Origin of the sequence: Sphingomonas sp. BAUL-RG-20F-R05-02 (genome assembly GCF_022662305.1) — a bacterium.
In the GTDB taxonomy this organism is placed as follows: Bacteria; Pseudomonadota; Alphaproteobacteria; order Sphingomonadales; family Sphingomonadaceae; genus Sphingomonas.
On sequence record NZ_JAKNQH010000001.1, the window covers coordinates 480,051 to 495,335 of the forward strand.

The 15,285-nt window shown below is 62.9% G+C and carries 12 protein-coding genes and 1 tRNA gene; 11 read left to right on the forward strand and 2 right to left on the reverse strand.

Translation table 11 applies throughout. From position 1 onward, the window contains the following. Positions 1-31 precede the first annotated feature (31 nt). The gene (locus L8F97_RS02280; protein ID WP_242146371.1) at positions 32-1,804 is read left to right on the forward strand and encodes a cation:proton antiporter; all 1,773 of its coding nucleotides are present in this window, start codon (positions 32-34) and stop codon (positions 1,802-1,804) included. A 117-nt stretch (positions 1,805-1,921) separates the two neighbouring features. Here L8F97_RS02280 and mutL read toward each other — a convergent pair whose 3' ends face one another. Further along, positions 1,922-3,739, reverse strand: a complete 1,818-nt coding sequence (gene mutL / locus L8F97_RS02285) for a DNA mismatch repair endonuclease MutL (protein ID WP_242146372.1) — start codon at positions 3,737-3,739, stop codon at positions 1,922-1,924. Positions 3,740-3,896: 157 nt separating this feature from the next. Between mutL and L8F97_RS02290 the strand changes: the two genes are divergently transcribed. From L8F97_RS02290 to L8F97_RS02330, 9 genes are all read left to right on the forward strand, one after another. Continuing rightward, positions 3,897-4,943: a rod shape-determining protein gene (locus L8F97_RS02290; protein ID WP_242146373.1), complete on the forward strand. Its 1,047-nt coding sequence runs from the start codon at positions 3,897-3,899 to the stop codon at positions 4,941-4,943. A gap of 115 nt (positions 4,944-5,058) precedes the next feature. After that, positions 5,059-5,946, forward strand: a complete 888-nt coding sequence (gene mreC / locus L8F97_RS02295) for a rod shape-determining protein MreC (RefSeq protein ID WP_242146374.1) — start codon at positions 5,059-5,061, stop codon at positions 5,944-5,946. Further along, a complete protein-coding gene (locus tag L8F97_RS02300; RefSeq protein WP_242146375.1) occupies positions 5,943-6,455 on the forward strand; it encodes a rod shape-determining protein MreD in 513 nt (170 codons plus the stop codon). The genes mreC and L8F97_RS02300 overlap by 4 nt, the downstream gene beginning before the upstream one ends. Continuing rightward, complete coding sequence (gene mrdA / locus L8F97_RS02305) at positions 6,452-8,536, forward strand: penicillin-binding protein 2 (RefSeq protein WP_242146376.1); 2,085 nt, start codon at positions 6,452-6,454, stop codon at positions 8,534-8,536. The genes L8F97_RS02300 and mrdA overlap by 4 nt, the downstream gene beginning before the upstream one ends. Continuing rightward, on the forward strand, positions 8,533-9,645 hold the full coding sequence (gene rodA / locus L8F97_RS02310; protein WP_242146377.1) for a rod shape-determining protein RodA: 1,113 nt from the start codon (positions 8,533-8,535) through the stop codon (positions 9,643-9,645). Before mrdA ends, rodA begins: the two co-directional genes overlap by 4 nt. An 86-nt stretch (positions 9,646-9,731) precedes the next feature. Continuing rightward, positions 9,732-9,807: transfer RNA gene (locus L8F97_RS02315), tRNA-Lys, on the forward strand. Between the two features lie 172 nt (positions 9,808-9,979). Further along, complete coding sequence (locus L8F97_RS02320; protein ID WP_242146378.1) at positions 9,980-10,855, forward strand: CDP-alcohol phosphatidyltransferase family protein; 876 nt, start codon at positions 9,980-9,982, stop codon at positions 10,853-10,855. Then, a complete protein-coding gene (locus tag L8F97_RS02325) occupies positions 10,852-11,946 on the forward strand; it encodes an inositol-3-phosphate synthase (RefSeq protein ID WP_242146379.1) in 1,095 nt (364 codons plus the stop codon). The genes L8F97_RS02320 and L8F97_RS02325 overlap by 4 nt, the downstream gene beginning before the upstream one ends. Further along, positions 11,943-12,647 carry an NTP transferase domain-containing protein gene (locus L8F97_RS02330; protein WP_242146380.1) on the forward strand — a complete coding sequence of 235 codons (705 nt, stop codon included), beginning with the start codon at positions 11,943-11,945 and terminating at the stop codon, positions 12,645-12,647. Before L8F97_RS02325 ends, L8F97_RS02330 begins: the two co-directional genes overlap by 4 nt. A gap of 208 nt (positions 12,648-12,855) precedes the next feature. Here the strand turns inward: L8F97_RS02330 and L8F97_RS02335 are convergent, their stop codons facing one another. Next, positions 12,856-13,908 carry a LacI family DNA-binding transcriptional regulator gene (locus L8F97_RS02335; protein WP_242146381.1) on the reverse strand — a complete coding sequence of 351 codons (1,053 nt, stop codon included), beginning with the start codon at positions 13,906-13,908 and terminating at the stop codon, positions 12,856-12,858. Positions 13,909-14,094: 186 nt separating this feature from the next. Between L8F97_RS02335 and L8F97_RS02340 the strand changes: the two genes are divergently transcribed. Continuing rightward, entirely contained in the window at positions 14,095-15,234 is a 1,140-nt protein-coding gene (locus L8F97_RS02340; RefSeq protein WP_242146382.1) for an endo-1,4-beta-xylanase, read from the forward strand. Positions 15,235-15,285: the final 51 nt, after the last annotated feature.

Consider the following 15,285-nt stretch of genomic DNA (forward strand, 5'->3'; position numbering starts at 1 on the left):
CAAACCGGTCACGATCAGATTACATAGCCTAATGGCACTGGCGCTCGACAATAACGGACTGAGCGACACGCTCGTCATCCTCGGCGCCGCCGGGCTTGTAATCCCCACATTTGCGCGTTTTCGGATCAGCCCGGTTATCGGCTTCATCCTTGTCGGCGTTCTGGTCGGTCCGGCCGGGCTGGGTTCGCTGGTCGGCCGCTATCCGTGGCTTTACTACATCACCATTTCCGACGCGCACGCGATCGAGCCGTTCGCCGAGTTTGGCATTATTCTGCTGCTGTTCTCGATCGGTCTCGAACTGTCCTTCAAGCGATTATGGGCGATGCGGGCGCAGGTGTTCGGCACCGGTGCGGCCGAACTCATCGGTTCGGGAGTCATCATCGGCACGGCGCTGCACCTGCTTGGCCAAGATTGGCCGGGCGCGATCGGACTAGGGTTTGCGCTGACGCTTTCCTCCACTGCGCTGGTCATCCCGATAGCGGGGACGGCCAGCGCCGTCGGGCGATCCGCATTCGCCATGTTGCTGTTCGAAGACCTTGCATTGGTCCCGATTATTTTCGTGTTGGCGGCGTTCTCGCCCAATGCGGCGGGCGATGATTGGGCGTTCGTCGGCGTACTCGGGCGCGGAATCGTGACGGTCGCGGCCATGTTCGTTGGAGGTCGCTTCATTCTGCCACGCCTGTTTGCGCAGGCCGCTAGGACAAAAAGCCCGGAGCTGTTCCTCGCGGCCTCGCTGCTGATCGTGATCGCAGCCAGCCTTGCCACGGCGGCCGCGGGCCTGTCGCCGATCGTTGGCGCACTGCTCGCCGGACTGCTGATCGCAGAGACCGATTATCACAACGAGGTCGAGGTGATGACCGCTCCGTTCAAGGGGCTGGCGCTGGGCGTGTTCCTCATCACGGTCGGCATGAGTCTCGATCTCCGCACCGTGGCGGAGAATTGGGAATCGTTGCTGCTCGGCATTCTGGGCGTGATCGCCGCCAAGACGCTGGTGACGTTTGCCTTGCTGAAGCTGGGCGGCGTCAAGTCGGGGATTGCGGCGGAGACCGGCCTATTGATGGCGAGCCCGTCCGAAACGACGTTGATCGTTCTCGGCACCGCAGCGCAGGCTGCGTTGATCGCACCCTCCACCGCCGCGTTCTGGCAGACGATTACGGCGGTCGGGCTCACGATCACGCCGCTGCTCGCCTGGGCGGGGCGGCGCATGGCGGTACGGATCGAACGTCGCAGCGGCGGCGGTGACGCTCCGGAATTGATGATCCCGCTTGAAGGACCCGGCACAGTCATCATCGGCTTCGGGCGCGTGGGCCGGATGGTAGCGGATATGCTCACCACGCACGGACAGCCCTATGTTGCGGTCGAGGCGGATATCGACACCGTTACGGCGGCGAGACGCGATGGCTACCCCCTCATTTTCGGGGATGTCGCGCGGCCCGAACTGGTCGACCGCCTCAATCTCGGTCGAGCCAAGGCGCTCATCATGACGATGGACGATCCAGTACTGACCGTACAACTCACGCGCCGGGTGCGCGGCTGGGTTCCCGATTTGACGATAATCGCACGCGCGCGAGATGTGGACCATGCCGCTGAACTGTACCGGGCGGGGGTAACCGACGCTGTGCCGGAGACACTGGAAAGCTCGTTACAACTTTCTGAAGCGGTACTGAGCGATCTCGGCGTCGCGGTCGGCCCGGTTATCGCTTCGATCCACGAAAAGCGTGATGAGCTGCGCAAGGGCATCAAGAAAGCCGCGGATCTAGAACGATTGCCGCGCCTCAAACGTGTGCGCGTAAATGAGGGCTGATTCCTTCCGCGCGGCCGACAAGCAGCCCCTCACCGGCAACTCCACGGCAATGTAAAGCAGCAACGAAGACGAACCATCTGGTGCGCGCAAGTTGGCGAGCAATCGTTGATCTTAGTTTTACCGCCGTCCGAACAGCTTTTCGATATCGCCGTGCGCGAGCTTCACCCAAGTCGGCCGGCCGTGGTTGCACTGACCAGAGTGTGGCGTCACCTCCATTTCCCGCAAAAGGGCGTTCATCTCCGCAACCGACAGCACACGTCCTGCACGAACTGATCCGTGACACGCCATCGTGGCCGCGACATGATCGATCCTTTCTTTCAGGCTCAGCGCCTCGTCGAATGCGGCGAGTTCGTCGGCGATGTCGGTAACCAGACCGACAACGTCCCCCTGCCCTAACAGCGCGGGCACCCCGCGCACCAACATCGCGCGCGGTCCGAAGCGGTCGAGATCGAGCCCGAATTCCGCCAACTCCGCCGCCCGCGCTTCGAGCCTGTCGCAGGCCGGTTCGTCAAGTTCGACGACCTCGGCCAACAGCAGCGCCTGCGAGGCGACACCACCGCCCGCCATGGCATTGCGCATTCGCTCTAGCACCAGACGCTCGTGCGCGGCGTGTTGATCGACCAGCACCAGCCCATCTTCCGCCTCGGCGACGATATACGTGCGTGCAACCTGTCCACGCGCCACGCCCAGCGGGTAGCGTTCGATTTGCGGCGGCGGCTGATACGCTGCCTCGGCACGCGCCTGGGGCGGTGGCGCGGTAAAGCTCGGGCGACGATCATGCACCGCGTGGCTGTGTACGAAGTCGGTCTCCGCCGTGTTGCTGCCCTCCTCGCCCCTTCCGGACCCGGCAGCCGCAACCGGTCCGCTTTGCCACAGGTGCGGTTCAGCAGGCGCCACCGGTTCGCTTTGCCACAGTTCGAGCGCGGCGACCTCCGGCCGCTGCGCGCTGCGATGCCCGGCGGCGTCCAGCGCCCGCCGCAAACCGCTTACGATCAGGCCGCGCACCAGTGCAGGATCTCGAAAGCGCACTTCGGTCTTTGCCGGGTGGACATTAATGTCGACAAGATCGCCGGGTACGTCAAGGAACAGCGCGACGACGGCGTGACGATCGCGCGCGAGCAACTCCGCATAGGCACCGCGCACCGCGCCTGCCAGCAGCCGGTCTTTCACCGGCCGACCGTTGACGAACAGATACTGATGATCGGCGATGCCACGGTTGAAGGTGGGCAGACCGGCGACTCCTCCCAGCCTCACACCGTCGCGCTCCAGATCGATACCGATCCCGTTCTCAACCAGACCGCGATCAGTCAGCGCGGCCACGCGGTCAGGCAACATCTCACCGGCAAGTACAGTCAATACGCGGCGCCCGTCATGTTCGAGCGTGAAGCCGATGTCGGGTCGCGCCATCGCCAGCCGCTTTACCACATCAAGGCTGGCGGCATATTCCGACCGAGCCGACCGCAAGAACTTGCGACGCGCCGGCACGCGTTCAAACAACGCCTCCACCCTCACGCGTGTGCCCGGGGGAATCGCGGCCGGACCCTCCCCCGTCAGGTCGCCGTTATCGACGACTCGGCTCCAGCCTTCCGCACCAGAAACGCGACTCTCCAACGAAAGCCTCGCCACGCTCGCAATAGAAGGCAACGCCTCGCCGCGAAAACCCAACGTTGCAACCGCTTCGATTGCTTCGTCTGGCAGCTTCGAAGTGGCGTGCCGTTCCAACGCGAGCGCCATGTCGGCGGGTGCCATGCCACAACCATCGTCCGTCACTTCGACGAGTTCTGTCCCGCCTGCGACGAGCCGAATGGAAATGCGCGATGCGCCCGCATCGATCGCATTTTCGACCAGTTCCTTCAGCGCGCTGGCGGGGCGTTCGACCACCTCGCCCGCTGCAATTCGATTGACCAGATGTTCGGGCAGGCGCCGTATTGACATGAGTCATGCTCTAGCCCAAGCGCAGCCATCCCGCGACCCGCATTCATCATTCGCGATCAGGGCAAATGCTCTGATCGCTTTGACCATGAACACGACGACCGGGGGAGTGCGAATTGCCGCAACCTTGCGCTAGGGGCGGCCCAGAACGGAACGATCAATGGCCTTCTTCTCGCGTTTCTTCAAATTCATGTCGCATGACATGGCGATCGACCTCGGGACCGCGAACACCGTCGTTTATCTGCGCGGACGCGGCATCGTGCTCAACGAGCCATCGGTCGTCGCGGTCGAGACGCTGAACGGTGTTAAGCGCGTGAAGGCGGTTGGCGACGATGCCAAGCTGATGATGGGCAAGACCCCGGACAGCATTCAGGCGATCCGCCCGCTGCGCGATGGCGTGATTGCCGACATCGACGTCGCCGAGCAGATGATCAAGCACTTCATCACCAAGGTGCATGGTGGCCAGCGTCGCTTCATGCGTTGGCCCCAGATCGTCATCTGCGTGCCGTCAGGCTCGACGTCTGTCGAGCGACGCGCAATCCGTGACGCCGCCTCCAATGCGGGCGCATCGCAGGTGTGGCTGATCGAGGAGCCGATGGCAGCCGCGATCGGCGCCGACATGCCCGTTACCGAGCCGATCGGTTCGATGGTGGTCGACATCGGCGGCGGCACGACGGAAGTGGCGGTTTTGTCGCTGCGCGGGCTCGCCTACACCACGTCCGTGCGCGTCGGTGGCGACAAGATGGACGAGGCGATCGTCTCCTACGTGCGGCGCAATCATAATTTGCTGATCGGCGACGCTACGGCGGAGCGGATCAAGCAGGAAGTCGGCGTTGCCAAACCGCCGGCGGATGGCATCGGCCTGACGATACACATCAAGGGTCGCGATCTCGTCAACGGTGTGCCGAAGGAGATCCAGATCAACCAGGGTCAGATCGCCGAAGCGCTCAGCGAGCCGGTCGGCACGATCGTCGAGGGCGTTCGCATCGCGCTTGAGAACACCGCGCCTGAACTGGCCGCCGACATTGTTGATCAAGGTATCGTTCTCACAGGCGGCGGCGCGCTGCTGCAAGGCATCGACGAAGTGCTGCGTGACGAGACCGGCCTTCCCGTTACTGTCGCGGACGATCCGCTGACCTGCGTTGCGCTCGGCACAGGCCGCGCACTCGAAGATCCGATCTTCCGCGGGGTGCTGCACAGCGCCTGACGATGGCGCGGCCGGTCATCGTGGCGAGGCGCGATACCGGCTACGCAAGATCGTCCGCTAAGTGTAAGGGGCGGCATGCTTCTAACTGCCCTTTTGGGCCTTGGACGAGGGTTTGATGGCGCCGTCGAATAATCGGCGTCCGGGGTTTTCGCGCCGGGCGCAATATGGCGTATTTTGGAGTTACGTGTTCGCGGTGGCGGGCATGCTGGTGGGCGTGATCCTGCTTGCCTTGTCGTATTTCGATCCCACCACTTTCGGCGCCGCGCGGACCGCCGTGGCTGAGGTGACTGCGCCGGTTTCTTCGGGATTGTCCTCTGTGGGGCGTACAGTCGGAGCGGTGCCGAACGGGATCGGGAGCTACTTCATGATCCACGATCAGAACATCGCGCTCCGCAAGCAGATCGCCGACGATCATGCGGTGACGATGCGCGCGCGCGCCATCAACTATGAGAATCGGCGATTGAAGGCATTGCTCGGGCTGCGGGAGCGGATCGGCGTACCGGTCGTCTCGGCCAGACTCGTAAGCTCATCACCGACCAGCACGCGACGCTACGCCACCCTCAACGCTGGCTCTTGGCAGGGTGTGGAACGAGGGCAGCCAGTTCTCGGGCCGGACGGTCTGATCGGTCAGGTCGTCGAAGCGGGTCCGAATACGGCGCGCGTACTGCTACTGATCGATCCGGAAAGCTCAGTGCCGGTCCGTCGGACGCGTGATGGCCTGCCCGCTCTTGCGGTTGGCCGAGGTGACGGTCTGATCGACATCCGTTCGGTCAGCAACGCCGCAGCTTCGTTCGCGCCGGCCGAGGTTTTTGTCACCTCCGGCGCCGGGGGGGTTTACCCGCCCAACATACCCGTCGCCAAGATCCTGCGTCACGGCCGCGACATCGTGCTAGCCGAGGCGGTGATGCGACCCAACACGCTTGATTTCGCGTTGGTTCAGCGCGCGTTTCTGCCGGCCCCGCCCCGACCGGTTGCCACGCCCGTAGCGGTAGCAAAGCCATGAGAGCGCGGCATCGCGGCCCGTTCGAGGAAGCGCCCGAGACGCGGCTGTCCCGACTCCTGCCCGCGATTGCGATCATGCTTGGTTCGTGCGTGACGATATGGCCGACGATAGCGGAATTTCCGTTCTTGCCGCCTGTCGGTTTGCTGATGCTGCTGGCCTGGCGCTTGATCCGTGCCGACGCACTGCCGATCTGGGCACCGCTTGCGCTTGGGCTGTTCGATGATCTGGTCAGTGGGCAGCCGCTCGGACTGAGCATTGCGACCTGGACGATGTGTTTCTTCATGATCGACATGATCGACGAGCGGCTGATGTTCCGTGACTTCTGGCAGAACTGGTTGATCGCGGCGGGCGGTACGGCATTCTACCTGGTGGTGGGGCGTCTCACCGCCGTGCGCTTCGGGGCACCTGTCGATACCGTGCTGCTGTTGCAGGTGCTCGCGTCGATCATGCTGTTCCCAGTCATATCGCTGCTTTGCGCGTGGCTCGATCGGGATTACGAACCGGCATGAGCCGACCACGACGGATCATGAACGACGCGACGCAAACCTATAGCTTTTCGCGTCGTGCGATAATGCTTGGCGCCGCGCAAGGTGGTGTGGCGTTGTTGCTGGCGGGACGGATGACGTGGCTCGCGATTGCCGAAAACGCGCATTATAGTTCCCTGTCGGAAAGCAATCGGGTCAACACGACCCCGGTACCGCCACGGCGCGGCTGGATCGTTGATCGCAATGGTGCGCCGATCGCAAACAATCGCACGGATTTTCGTGTCGATCTCATCCCGGATCTGATCGAGGACAAGGACAAGACCCTCGCGGCATTGCAGCGCCTGCTCAGCCTGCCGCCGGAAGAAATGACGCGCATCGTCGCCGACCTAAAACATGCCGCCGGGTTCCAACCCGTGCAGGTCGCCGACGACCTCGACTGGGAACGGTTCGCGGCGGTTAGCGTCCATCTGCCCGAACTTCCTGGCGTCGCGCCGACCCGCGCATTCGCGCGCAGCTATCCGGCTGGTGCTGCCGTTGCGCATCTTACCGGCTATGTGGGCTCCGCATCGGCCGAACAGTATCTCAAGACCAAGGACCCCCTTCTTCTCGTACCGGGTTTCAAAATCGGTAAGGACGGCCTTGAGAAAACACTGGACAAGCAACTGCGCGGCGAGCCCGGTGCCAAGCGGGTCGAGGTGACCGCACGCGGCAAGCTGGTGCGCGAGCTAGCGACTCGTCCCGACACCCCGGGACAGACAACACGGTTGACGATCGACGCTGGCCTTCAAGACTATGCCGCCCGCCGGTTGGGCACGAACTCCGGGTCGGCTGTGGTGATCGACTGCCTCACCGGTGAAATGCTGGCCATGGTTTCGATGCCGGCCTATGATCCCAACAGCTTCTCCGACGGAATCAGCCATCTCGAATGGAAGATGCTTTCCGATAACGACCATGTTCCGCTGATGAACAAGGTGTTGCAAGGGCTCTATCCACCGGGCTCGACGGTTAAGCCGATGAATGGCCTCGCCTTGCTGGCGGCGGGCGTCAGCGCGAGCGACCGGGTCAACTGCACGGGTGCGCTGCGTGTCGGCAACGGGATCTTTCATTGCCACAAGAAACGTGGCCACGGGCCACTCGACCTCAAGAACGCGATCATGCAGAGTTGCGACATCTACTTTTATGAGATGGCGCGGCGAGTCGGTTATGGCGCCATCGCTCCGGTCGCGCGCGCAATGGGTCTTGGCCAGAAGTTCGACTTGCCGTTTGCTTCGCAGCGTTACGGCACCGTGCCAGATCCCGCATGGAAGTTGCGGAAATATAAGGCGCAGTGGACCGTGGCCGACTCGCTGAACGCGTCCATCGGTCAGGGTTATGTGCTCGCGAACCCGCTCCAACTTGCGGTGATGGCGTCGCGACTCGCGTCTGGAAAGGCACTTCACCCCAGCATTCTCGCCGGCCACGCTCCAGCTGCTGCCGATCTGTCGATCTCGCCCGAACATTTCGCGGTTGTGCGCGATGCCATGTTCGGGGTGGTGAACGGGGGCGGCACTGGCGGCGCCGCCCGTATGCAAATCCCCGGCGTCGCCATCGCGGGCAAGACCGGCACGGCTCAGGTCCGCCGCATTTCAATGGCGGAGCGCAGTACCGGCGTCCTTAAAAACGCGTCATTGCCCTTCAAACTGCGTGACCATGCTTTGTTCATCGGCTTCGCACCGGCCGACAAGCCGCGTTACGCCGTCGCCGTTGTGCTGGAGCATGGCGGCCATACCGTGCGGAACCTCGACACGCCCGGCATCGGCCGCGATATCATGACCTATCTATTCGACCGCGACAAAGCGATGGCGACGTTAGCGGAGTACGAGCCAACCTGGGGCGGAGACATCCGCACGCGCATGACAGCGGAGGCGGCGGCATACCGCGCCGCTGCCAATGCGCCGCCGCCGGCGCAGGCGGTGCAGACCGAACTGAATGCGACCGCGCCCACCGACGCGCCGGCTGTCCACGCCGCAACCGCTGCGGACACGTCGACCGCCGAGTCGGTCGCCCACACCACCCCGGCCGGCAACAGCATCGCCGCCGATGGTACCACGGAGCGTGATCCATGAGTGCACGCGATTACGTGCCGAAGCCGATCTCGCAATTGCCGTGGCTGATCATTTTGCTGACACTTGCGATCGGCTGTTTCGATCTGCTCGTGCTGTATTCGGCGGCTGGCGGCAGCGTTCGGCCATGGGCGTTTTCGCAGGGGATCCGGTTCTTCGTGTTCCTCTGCGGTGCGGTGGCGCTGTCGCGTGTGCCGGAGCGGATGTGGAGCAAAGCGGCCTTTCCCGCGTATGGCGCCCTCGTGGTGCTTCTGGTGCTGGTCGAACTGATCGGCGCCGTACGCGGAGGCGGTCAGCGGTGGCTGGACCTCGGCATCATCCGTTTGCAGCCATCAGAACTCATGAAGCTCTCGATCGTTCTCGCGGTCGCGAAGTTCTACGACGGCCTGCCAGCAGGAGAAACACGTCGGTTCAGTGCGGTCTGGCCAGCGGCAGGCCTTATCCTGGCACCCGCTGCGCTGGTCATGAAACAGCCCGACCTTGGCACAGCATTGATGATCATGGCGAGTGGCATCACCGTCATGTTCTTGGCCGGGATACCGCTTCGGTTGTTCATCGGCGGCGCGCTCGCCGTCGGCGCTGCGGTACCCCTTGCCGTCAACTTCGTCCTGCACGGTTACCAGCGCAACCGTATCCTCGTCTTTCTTGATCCCGAGAGCGATCCGCTTGGCATCGGCTATCACATCAGCCAGTCGAAAATCGCGATCGGATCAGGTGGAGTGTTCGGGAAAGGTTTTCTGAACGGCACCCAGAGCCATCTCGACTATTTGCCCGAAGGTCACACCGATTTTGCTCTGGCGACGATGATGGAAGAATGGGGTCTGATCGGCGGCGTGCTGCTGATCGTTACGTTCTTCACGATCATCTACTGGGGCATGAACGTGGCGCAACAGGCCGAGAGCCGCTTTGCCCGGCTTACCGCCGCCGGCCTGGCGACGACCTTGTTTTTCTATGTTTCGATCAACATGGCGATGGTGATGGGGTTGGCGCCCGTTGTCGGTGTGCCGCTGCCGCTCATCAGTTTCGGTGGCTCCGCGCAAATGACGGTGATGCTGTGTCTGGGCGTGCTGATGTCGATCGACCGCCAGAACAAAAAAACCGTCCGCTGGTAATAAAAGGGATTGCATCGTGCGGCGCGGATGGTATCAGCGCGCCTCCCGACGGGGAAGCGCACCAACGCTTTCCACTAAAACGGTACGGACGCATAGCTCAGTTGGTAGAGCAGCTGACTCTTAATCAGCGGGTCCTTGGTTCGAGCCCAAGTGCGTCCACCACCTCCATACTTGCTGATACACTTGCATCGTCCGCCGGGACTCTACCAGGCGTTGCGGTGCAGATGACGCGGGCATGAAATTAACGGGCATTTTGGCGCGGCCCGTGAAGCTGCGAATTACCCACTTTAAATAGCTTGCTGCGCATCCGGGTCCCGCTGTACGTGACAATCAAATGACAGCTCCTCCCACGGACCGGTCGCGGGATCGCCGGATCGAGGATCCGACCAACCTTTGGATCATACACCCGGCAGCACGTGCCATGCTGCCAGGCTTCGTCGCGCGCGGTATTTCAGCCAATTCTGTCTCTCTTGGTGGGCTGGCGCTCGGCGGCCTGGCGGCGCTGTCTTACGCTCAGTGGGAGAGCTGGCCGTTCGCCGTACTCGGCCTCGCGCTGTCGATCGCTTGGCTGGTGGCGGATGGTCTCGACGGGATGGTGGCGCGCGCCACGGGGACTGCAAGCCCACTCGGCCGCGTACTGGATGGTTTATGCGACCATGGCGTGTTTACGTTGATCTACGTCGTACTTGCATCCTCGATCGGCACGGCCGCGTGCTGGGCGCTAACCTTCGCAGCAGGCGCCGCTCACGCGATCCAGTCCAACCTCTACGAGAGTGAGCGTGCGCGCTTCCACCGCAGGTGCAATGGCGTGGCGGTCGCAGCTCGACCAGTATCGAGCGGCAACCCGCTTGTCGGCCTCTACGATCACGTCGCGGGGATGCTGGAGCGTTTCGCCGGTCGCTTCGACGCCGTGCTGGCAGGCCAAGCGGCTCCGGCAGATTTGGCAAACGCTTATGGTGCAGCGGCGGCCGCGCCAATGCGCCTGATGAGCCTGCTCAGTGCCAACGTCCGCGTCTATGCGATCTTTTTCGCCTGTCTTGCCAGTGACCCGCGCTGGTTCTGGTGGTTCGAGCTCATCCCGCTTTCCGTCGTCCTCCTTGTCGGCCTCGTCTGGCATCGCAGGGTCGAGGCACGCCTGATTCGCAGCGCTTCTGCGCGCAGCGTCAATTCTGAAAATCCATTTCACTCGAAGGACATGAACACTCAATGACGAGCATCAACGTCGCCGTGGTCGGCATCGGCAATTGCGCAAGTTCCCTCGTTCAAGGTCTGTCGCATTACCGCGACGGCGCCAACGAGACGATCGGGCTTATGCACCTTGATCTCGGCGGCTACCGCCCCAGCGACATCAAGGTCGTTGCGGCATGGGACGTCGACAAACGGAAGGTCGGCAAGGACGTAGCGGAGGCGATCTTCGCCAAGCCCAACTGCACGACGGTGTTTTGCCCATCGATCGAACCCACTGGTGCCATCGTGCAGATGGGCGCGGTTTTCGACGGCGTGGCCGAGCACATGGCGGACTATGCTGACGACCGCACCTTCATGCTCGCCGATGCACCGCAGCCCAGCAAGCAGGACGTGGTAGCGGCACTTCGCGCGTCCAAGACCGACGTGCTGATGAACTACCTTCCGGTCGGATCGCAGATCGCGAGCGAGTTCTACGCGGAATGTGCGCTCGAGGCCGGCGTGGCATTCGTCAACAACATCCCCGTTTTCATCGCCAGCAACCCCGAATGGGCCGATCGCTTCACCAAGGCCGGCGTCCCGATCATCGGCGACGACATCAAGGCGCAATTGGGCGCGACGATCGTCCACCGCGTGCTGACGGATCTGTTTGCCAAGCGCGGCGTGAAGCTGGAGCGTACCTACCAGCTCAACACCGGCGGCAACACGGACTTCCTCAACATGTCGAACCACCGCCGGCTCGCCTCCAAGAAGATCTCCAAGACCGAGGCCGTACAGTCCGTCGCCGCCGAGCGGCTCGATGACGAGAATGTGCATATCGGACCATCCGATTACGTACCGTGGCAGAACGATAACAAGGTTTGCTTCCTGCGCATGGAAGGGACGATGTTCGGCGGGGTTCCGATGAACCTCGAGCTGCGCCTCTCCGTCGAAGACAGCCCGAACAGCGCGGGCGTTGCGATCGATATGATCCGTTGCGCCAAACTGGCCAAGGATCGCGGTCTGGCGGGGCCGATCGACGGGGCATCCGCCTACTTCTGCAAGCATCCACGTACGCAGATGACCGACGACCTGGCGGCGCAGGCGGTGGAAGACTTCATCACGCAACGGGGATGATCGGCACCGCAATTTTGTTGGCGGCGGGCGAAGGCACCCGCCTCCGCTCCGCAGCCCCGCTCAAACCGCTGTGTCCGGTCGGCGGCCGTCCGTTGATCGACCATGCGATCGATGGCTTGGCCGTTGCCGGACTGGAGCGGGTAGTAGTCGTTCTGGGGCACGGCGCGGAGCAGATCGAGGCGCACCTCGCGTCGTCGGCATGGCCGATCACCGTGCAGACGGTGCGGACTGGCGATCACCTGAAGCCGAATGGCGTGTCGGTTCTCGCGGCGGAAGCATATGTCGCGAGTACCGAGGCGGTGCTCGCCATGTGCGACCATCTCGTCGACCCCGCCCTGTATCGCCGTACCGCCGAAGCCGGGGCTGCCGGCGGTGCACGGTTGGCGATCGACCGCCGCATCGGCAGCGACTTGATCGATCTGGACGATGTCACATGCGTCCAGACGGAAGGCGAGCGCATCGTCGCGATCGGCAAAGGTCTCGCCAGCTACGACTGTTTTGATACAGGTGTGTTCGCGATCGGGCCTGGGCTGTTCGACGCGCTCCACCGCCTGAAAGACCCCTCCCTTACGGAGGGCATGCGCATTTTGGCGGAACAACGAAACGCGTTGATCCTCGACTGCAGCGACGTTGACTGGATCGACGTTGATGATCAGGCTGCATTGGACAAGGCAGAGGCATGGTGGCGCGACCGAAGATAATCTCGGCTTTGTCTGGGGCATGGCTACGTCGGGAGCAGCTCACACCACTACAGCAGTGAAAATACTACGCCTTACGCGCGTGCCGCTCCGTCAATACTGGTGCGGGTGGCGCTGGACCGTACGGGCGTGACCGCGTGGGTGGCCGGCATGCTGACTGGTGCTGCCGGCCATCCGGTAACCGGCGCGGCGACGAGCGAAGCAAAGTCGGTCAGCGTTGCACCCAGACACCATCGGACTGACGCCGAATGAGACGGTGATCAAGTACGGAGTGGCTGGAATGGGCAGGACGTCCAGCACGCCGCGACAGGATCTCGTTGCACAATGCTTTGACACCAACCCTGGCCATGTCGGAAATCGGTTGACGGATGGTCGTCAGTTCCGGCCAGATCGCCGTTGCAAGCGTCGTATCGTCGAATCCGCACACGGTGAGATCGCCGGGAATGCTTAGGGCTTTCCGGTGCGCTACGCTGACAATGGCCGCCGCCATGTCATCGTTGCTGGCGAAAATGGCGGTTGGCCGGTCGGCGAGGTCGAGCAGTGCCTCTGCGGCATCCAGTCCCGATCTATAGGTAAAAAGTCCCTCCGCAATTAGCGTCGCATCGAGCGCGATCCCGGCCTCGGCTAGGGCCGCATGATACCCTTCAAGGCGGCGGATGCTTTCACTGTGTCCGCGGTCGCCTACGACGAAGCCGATCCGACGATGCCCAAGCGAAAGGATGAGCCGCATCATCTCCATGGCGGCTCCAAATTCGTCGATGTTCACCGCCAGAAGGTTGCGCGATGGCATGCCGCTGCCGATCGCCACTGCGGGCACGCTTTCGCTGACGATCATCGCAATCAAGTCTGCCGTATCGCAAAGCGGCGATGGCAGAACCAGCCCATCGACGCCATCCGCGACCATTCTCCTGGCGACGACCACCGCATCCTCGTCCGGCCGGCATTTCTGAACGACCAGTTGGACGTTCAATTGACTCGCGATGTCCAGCCCGCCGATCAGCAGGGCGCTGAGGTAATTCGTGCTAGGGTTGGTGAATAAGAGCCCGATCCGCATTTGTTGCGCACCGGTCAGATTACGCGCGGCGAGATTTGGGGAATATTTCAGCCGCCGGATCGCGTCGAGGATGCGATCGCGCGTTTCCTCCCTGACGCTCCCGTCCTTGTTGACCACACGCGATACGGTCATTGCGGAAACGCCGGCCATTTCTGCGACATCGCGAAGCGTTGCAGCTTTGATCGCGCGCTGGGGTGGTTGAGACGTCATTGGCACCTTCCGCGAGATCGTTACGGTCTCTCACCGACTTGCGCAATGCATCCTGCGCCAGATTTATAGTATGCCCCATAGCATAAATTGGAAGTTCGGCTGTACATCCGCCGAAAGAGCCGGCGCTTGACGGTGCGGCTTCAGGCGCGGAGACTAGCGCTACGGAGAAGTCGGAGAGGTGCGCGCATGCTAGGGTTGACACGACGCGAGGCTGTCCTCGGCGCGCTTGGGGGAATGGTGGCAGCGCCGCTTGCTGGAGAAGGTACATCGAGCCTATCGCTGAACGCAATCGCCACCCGAAAAGGCCTGAGCTTTGGATCCGCAATCGCGTCTGGCGCGCCCGGTGCAGATCGGGGCTCGGTCGCAAACCCCGCCTATGCCAATCTGGTGGCGAGCCAATGCGGGTTGGTTGTCGCCGAGAATGAAATGAAGTGGCAGGCTTTGCGGCCGACGCCGACGACCTTTGCCTTTGAACGGTTCGACACCATTCTGCGTTGGGCCGAGCGGCAGCACCTTGCGGTCCGTGGGCACAACTTGCTGTGGCATCAGCCTAAGTGGTTGCCGGCTTGGTTGAACACATACGACTTCGGGGCAACGCCGCACCGTGAAGCGGAACGGCTGCTGACGACGCATATAAACACCGTGCTGAGGCGCTACGGCCAACGGATCGGCAGCTACGACGTCGTCAACGAAGCGGTCCGCCCTGCTGACGGCGTGTTGTATGACACCTCGCTGTCGCGGGCGCTCGGCGGTGCGGAGCCGACGCTGGATCTGGCCTTCCACACCGCGCGCGTCGCCGCTCCCCATGCGCAGCTGGTCTATAACGACTATATGAGCTGGGAGCCCGGCAATGCCGCACATCGCGCCGGGGTGCTGAGGTTGCTGGAAGGGTTTCGACGGCGCAACGTGCCGATCGACGCTCTTGGCATCCAGTCGCATCTCGTCACACAGGGGCCGGATGTCGCGGCAAGCGTAACGCGGTTGCAACGCGACTGGCGGCAGTTCCTCAATGCGGTGACGCAGATGGGCTATGCTTTGCTGATCACGGAACTGGACGTTCGTGATAATGGCTTGCCAGCGGACATCGCCGTCCGCGACCGAGCGGTGGCGGAGTACACGCGAGGCTATCTCGACGTGACGTTGAGCTATCCCGCGGTGCGTGATGTGCTGAGCTGGGGGCTGTGTGATCGCTACAGCTGGATCGAAGGGTTCGAACCGCGCAAGGATGGCGCCCGTCGCAGGCCCAGTCTTTACGACACGCAGTTCCGGCCGAAGCCGATGCGCGAAGCGGTCGCGGCAGCGTTCGCCACCGCGACCTCGCGCTGAGAAGCGATGCGAGCTGAGGGGCGGGTGAACCGCCCCGACCCCCAACCTCGC

What these genes read in the sequence shown, in the direction of transcription:
- L8F97_RS02300 (WP_242146375.1), top strand. Translation starts at nt 5,943, where the DNA reads ATGAGAGCGCGGCATCGCGGCCCGTTCGAGGAAGCGCCCGAGACGCGG.
- mrdA (WP_242146376.1), top strand. Translation starts at nt 6,452, where the DNA reads ATGAGCCGACCACGACGGATCATGAACGACGCGACGCAAACCTATAGC.
- L8F97_RS02320 (WP_242146378.1), top strand. Translation starts at nt 9,980, where the DNA reads ATGACAGCTCCTCCCACGGACCGGTCGCGGGATCGCCGGATCGAGGAT.
- mutL (WP_242146372.1), bottom strand. Translation starts at nt 3,739, where the DNA reads ATGTCAATACGGCGCCTGCCCGAACATCTGGTCAATCGAATTGCAGCG.
- L8F97_RS02280 (WP_242146371.1), top strand. Translation starts at nt 32, where the DNA reads ATGGCACTGGCGCTCGACAATAACGGACTGAGCGACACGCTCGTCATC.
- L8F97_RS02335 (WP_242146381.1), bottom strand. Translation starts at nt 13,908, where the DNA reads ATGACGTCTCAACCACCCCAGCGCGCGATCAAAGCTGCAACGCTTCGC.
- L8F97_RS02340 (WP_242146382.1), top strand. Translation starts at nt 14,095, where the DNA reads ATGCTAGGGTTGACACGACGCGAGGCTGTCCTCGGCGCGCTTGGGGGA.
- mreC (WP_242146374.1), top strand. Translation starts at nt 5,059, where the DNA reads ATGGCGCCGTCGAATAATCGGCGTCCGGGGTTTTCGCGCCGGGCGCAA.
- L8F97_RS02330 (WP_242146380.1), top strand. Translation starts at nt 11,943, where the DNA reads ATGATCGGCACCGCAATTTTGTTGGCGGCGGGCGAAGGCACCCGCCTC.
- L8F97_RS02290 (WP_242146373.1), top strand. Translation starts at nt 3,897, where the DNA reads ATGGCCTTCTTCTCGCGTTTCTTCAAATTCATGTCGCATGACATGGCG.
- rodA (WP_242146377.1), top strand. Translation starts at nt 8,533, where the DNA reads ATGAGTGCACGCGATTACGTGCCGAAGCCGATCTCGCAATTGCCGTGG.
- L8F97_RS02325 (WP_242146379.1), top strand. Translation starts at nt 10,852, where the DNA reads ATGACGAGCATCAACGTCGCCGTGGTCGGCATCGGCAATTGCGCAAGT.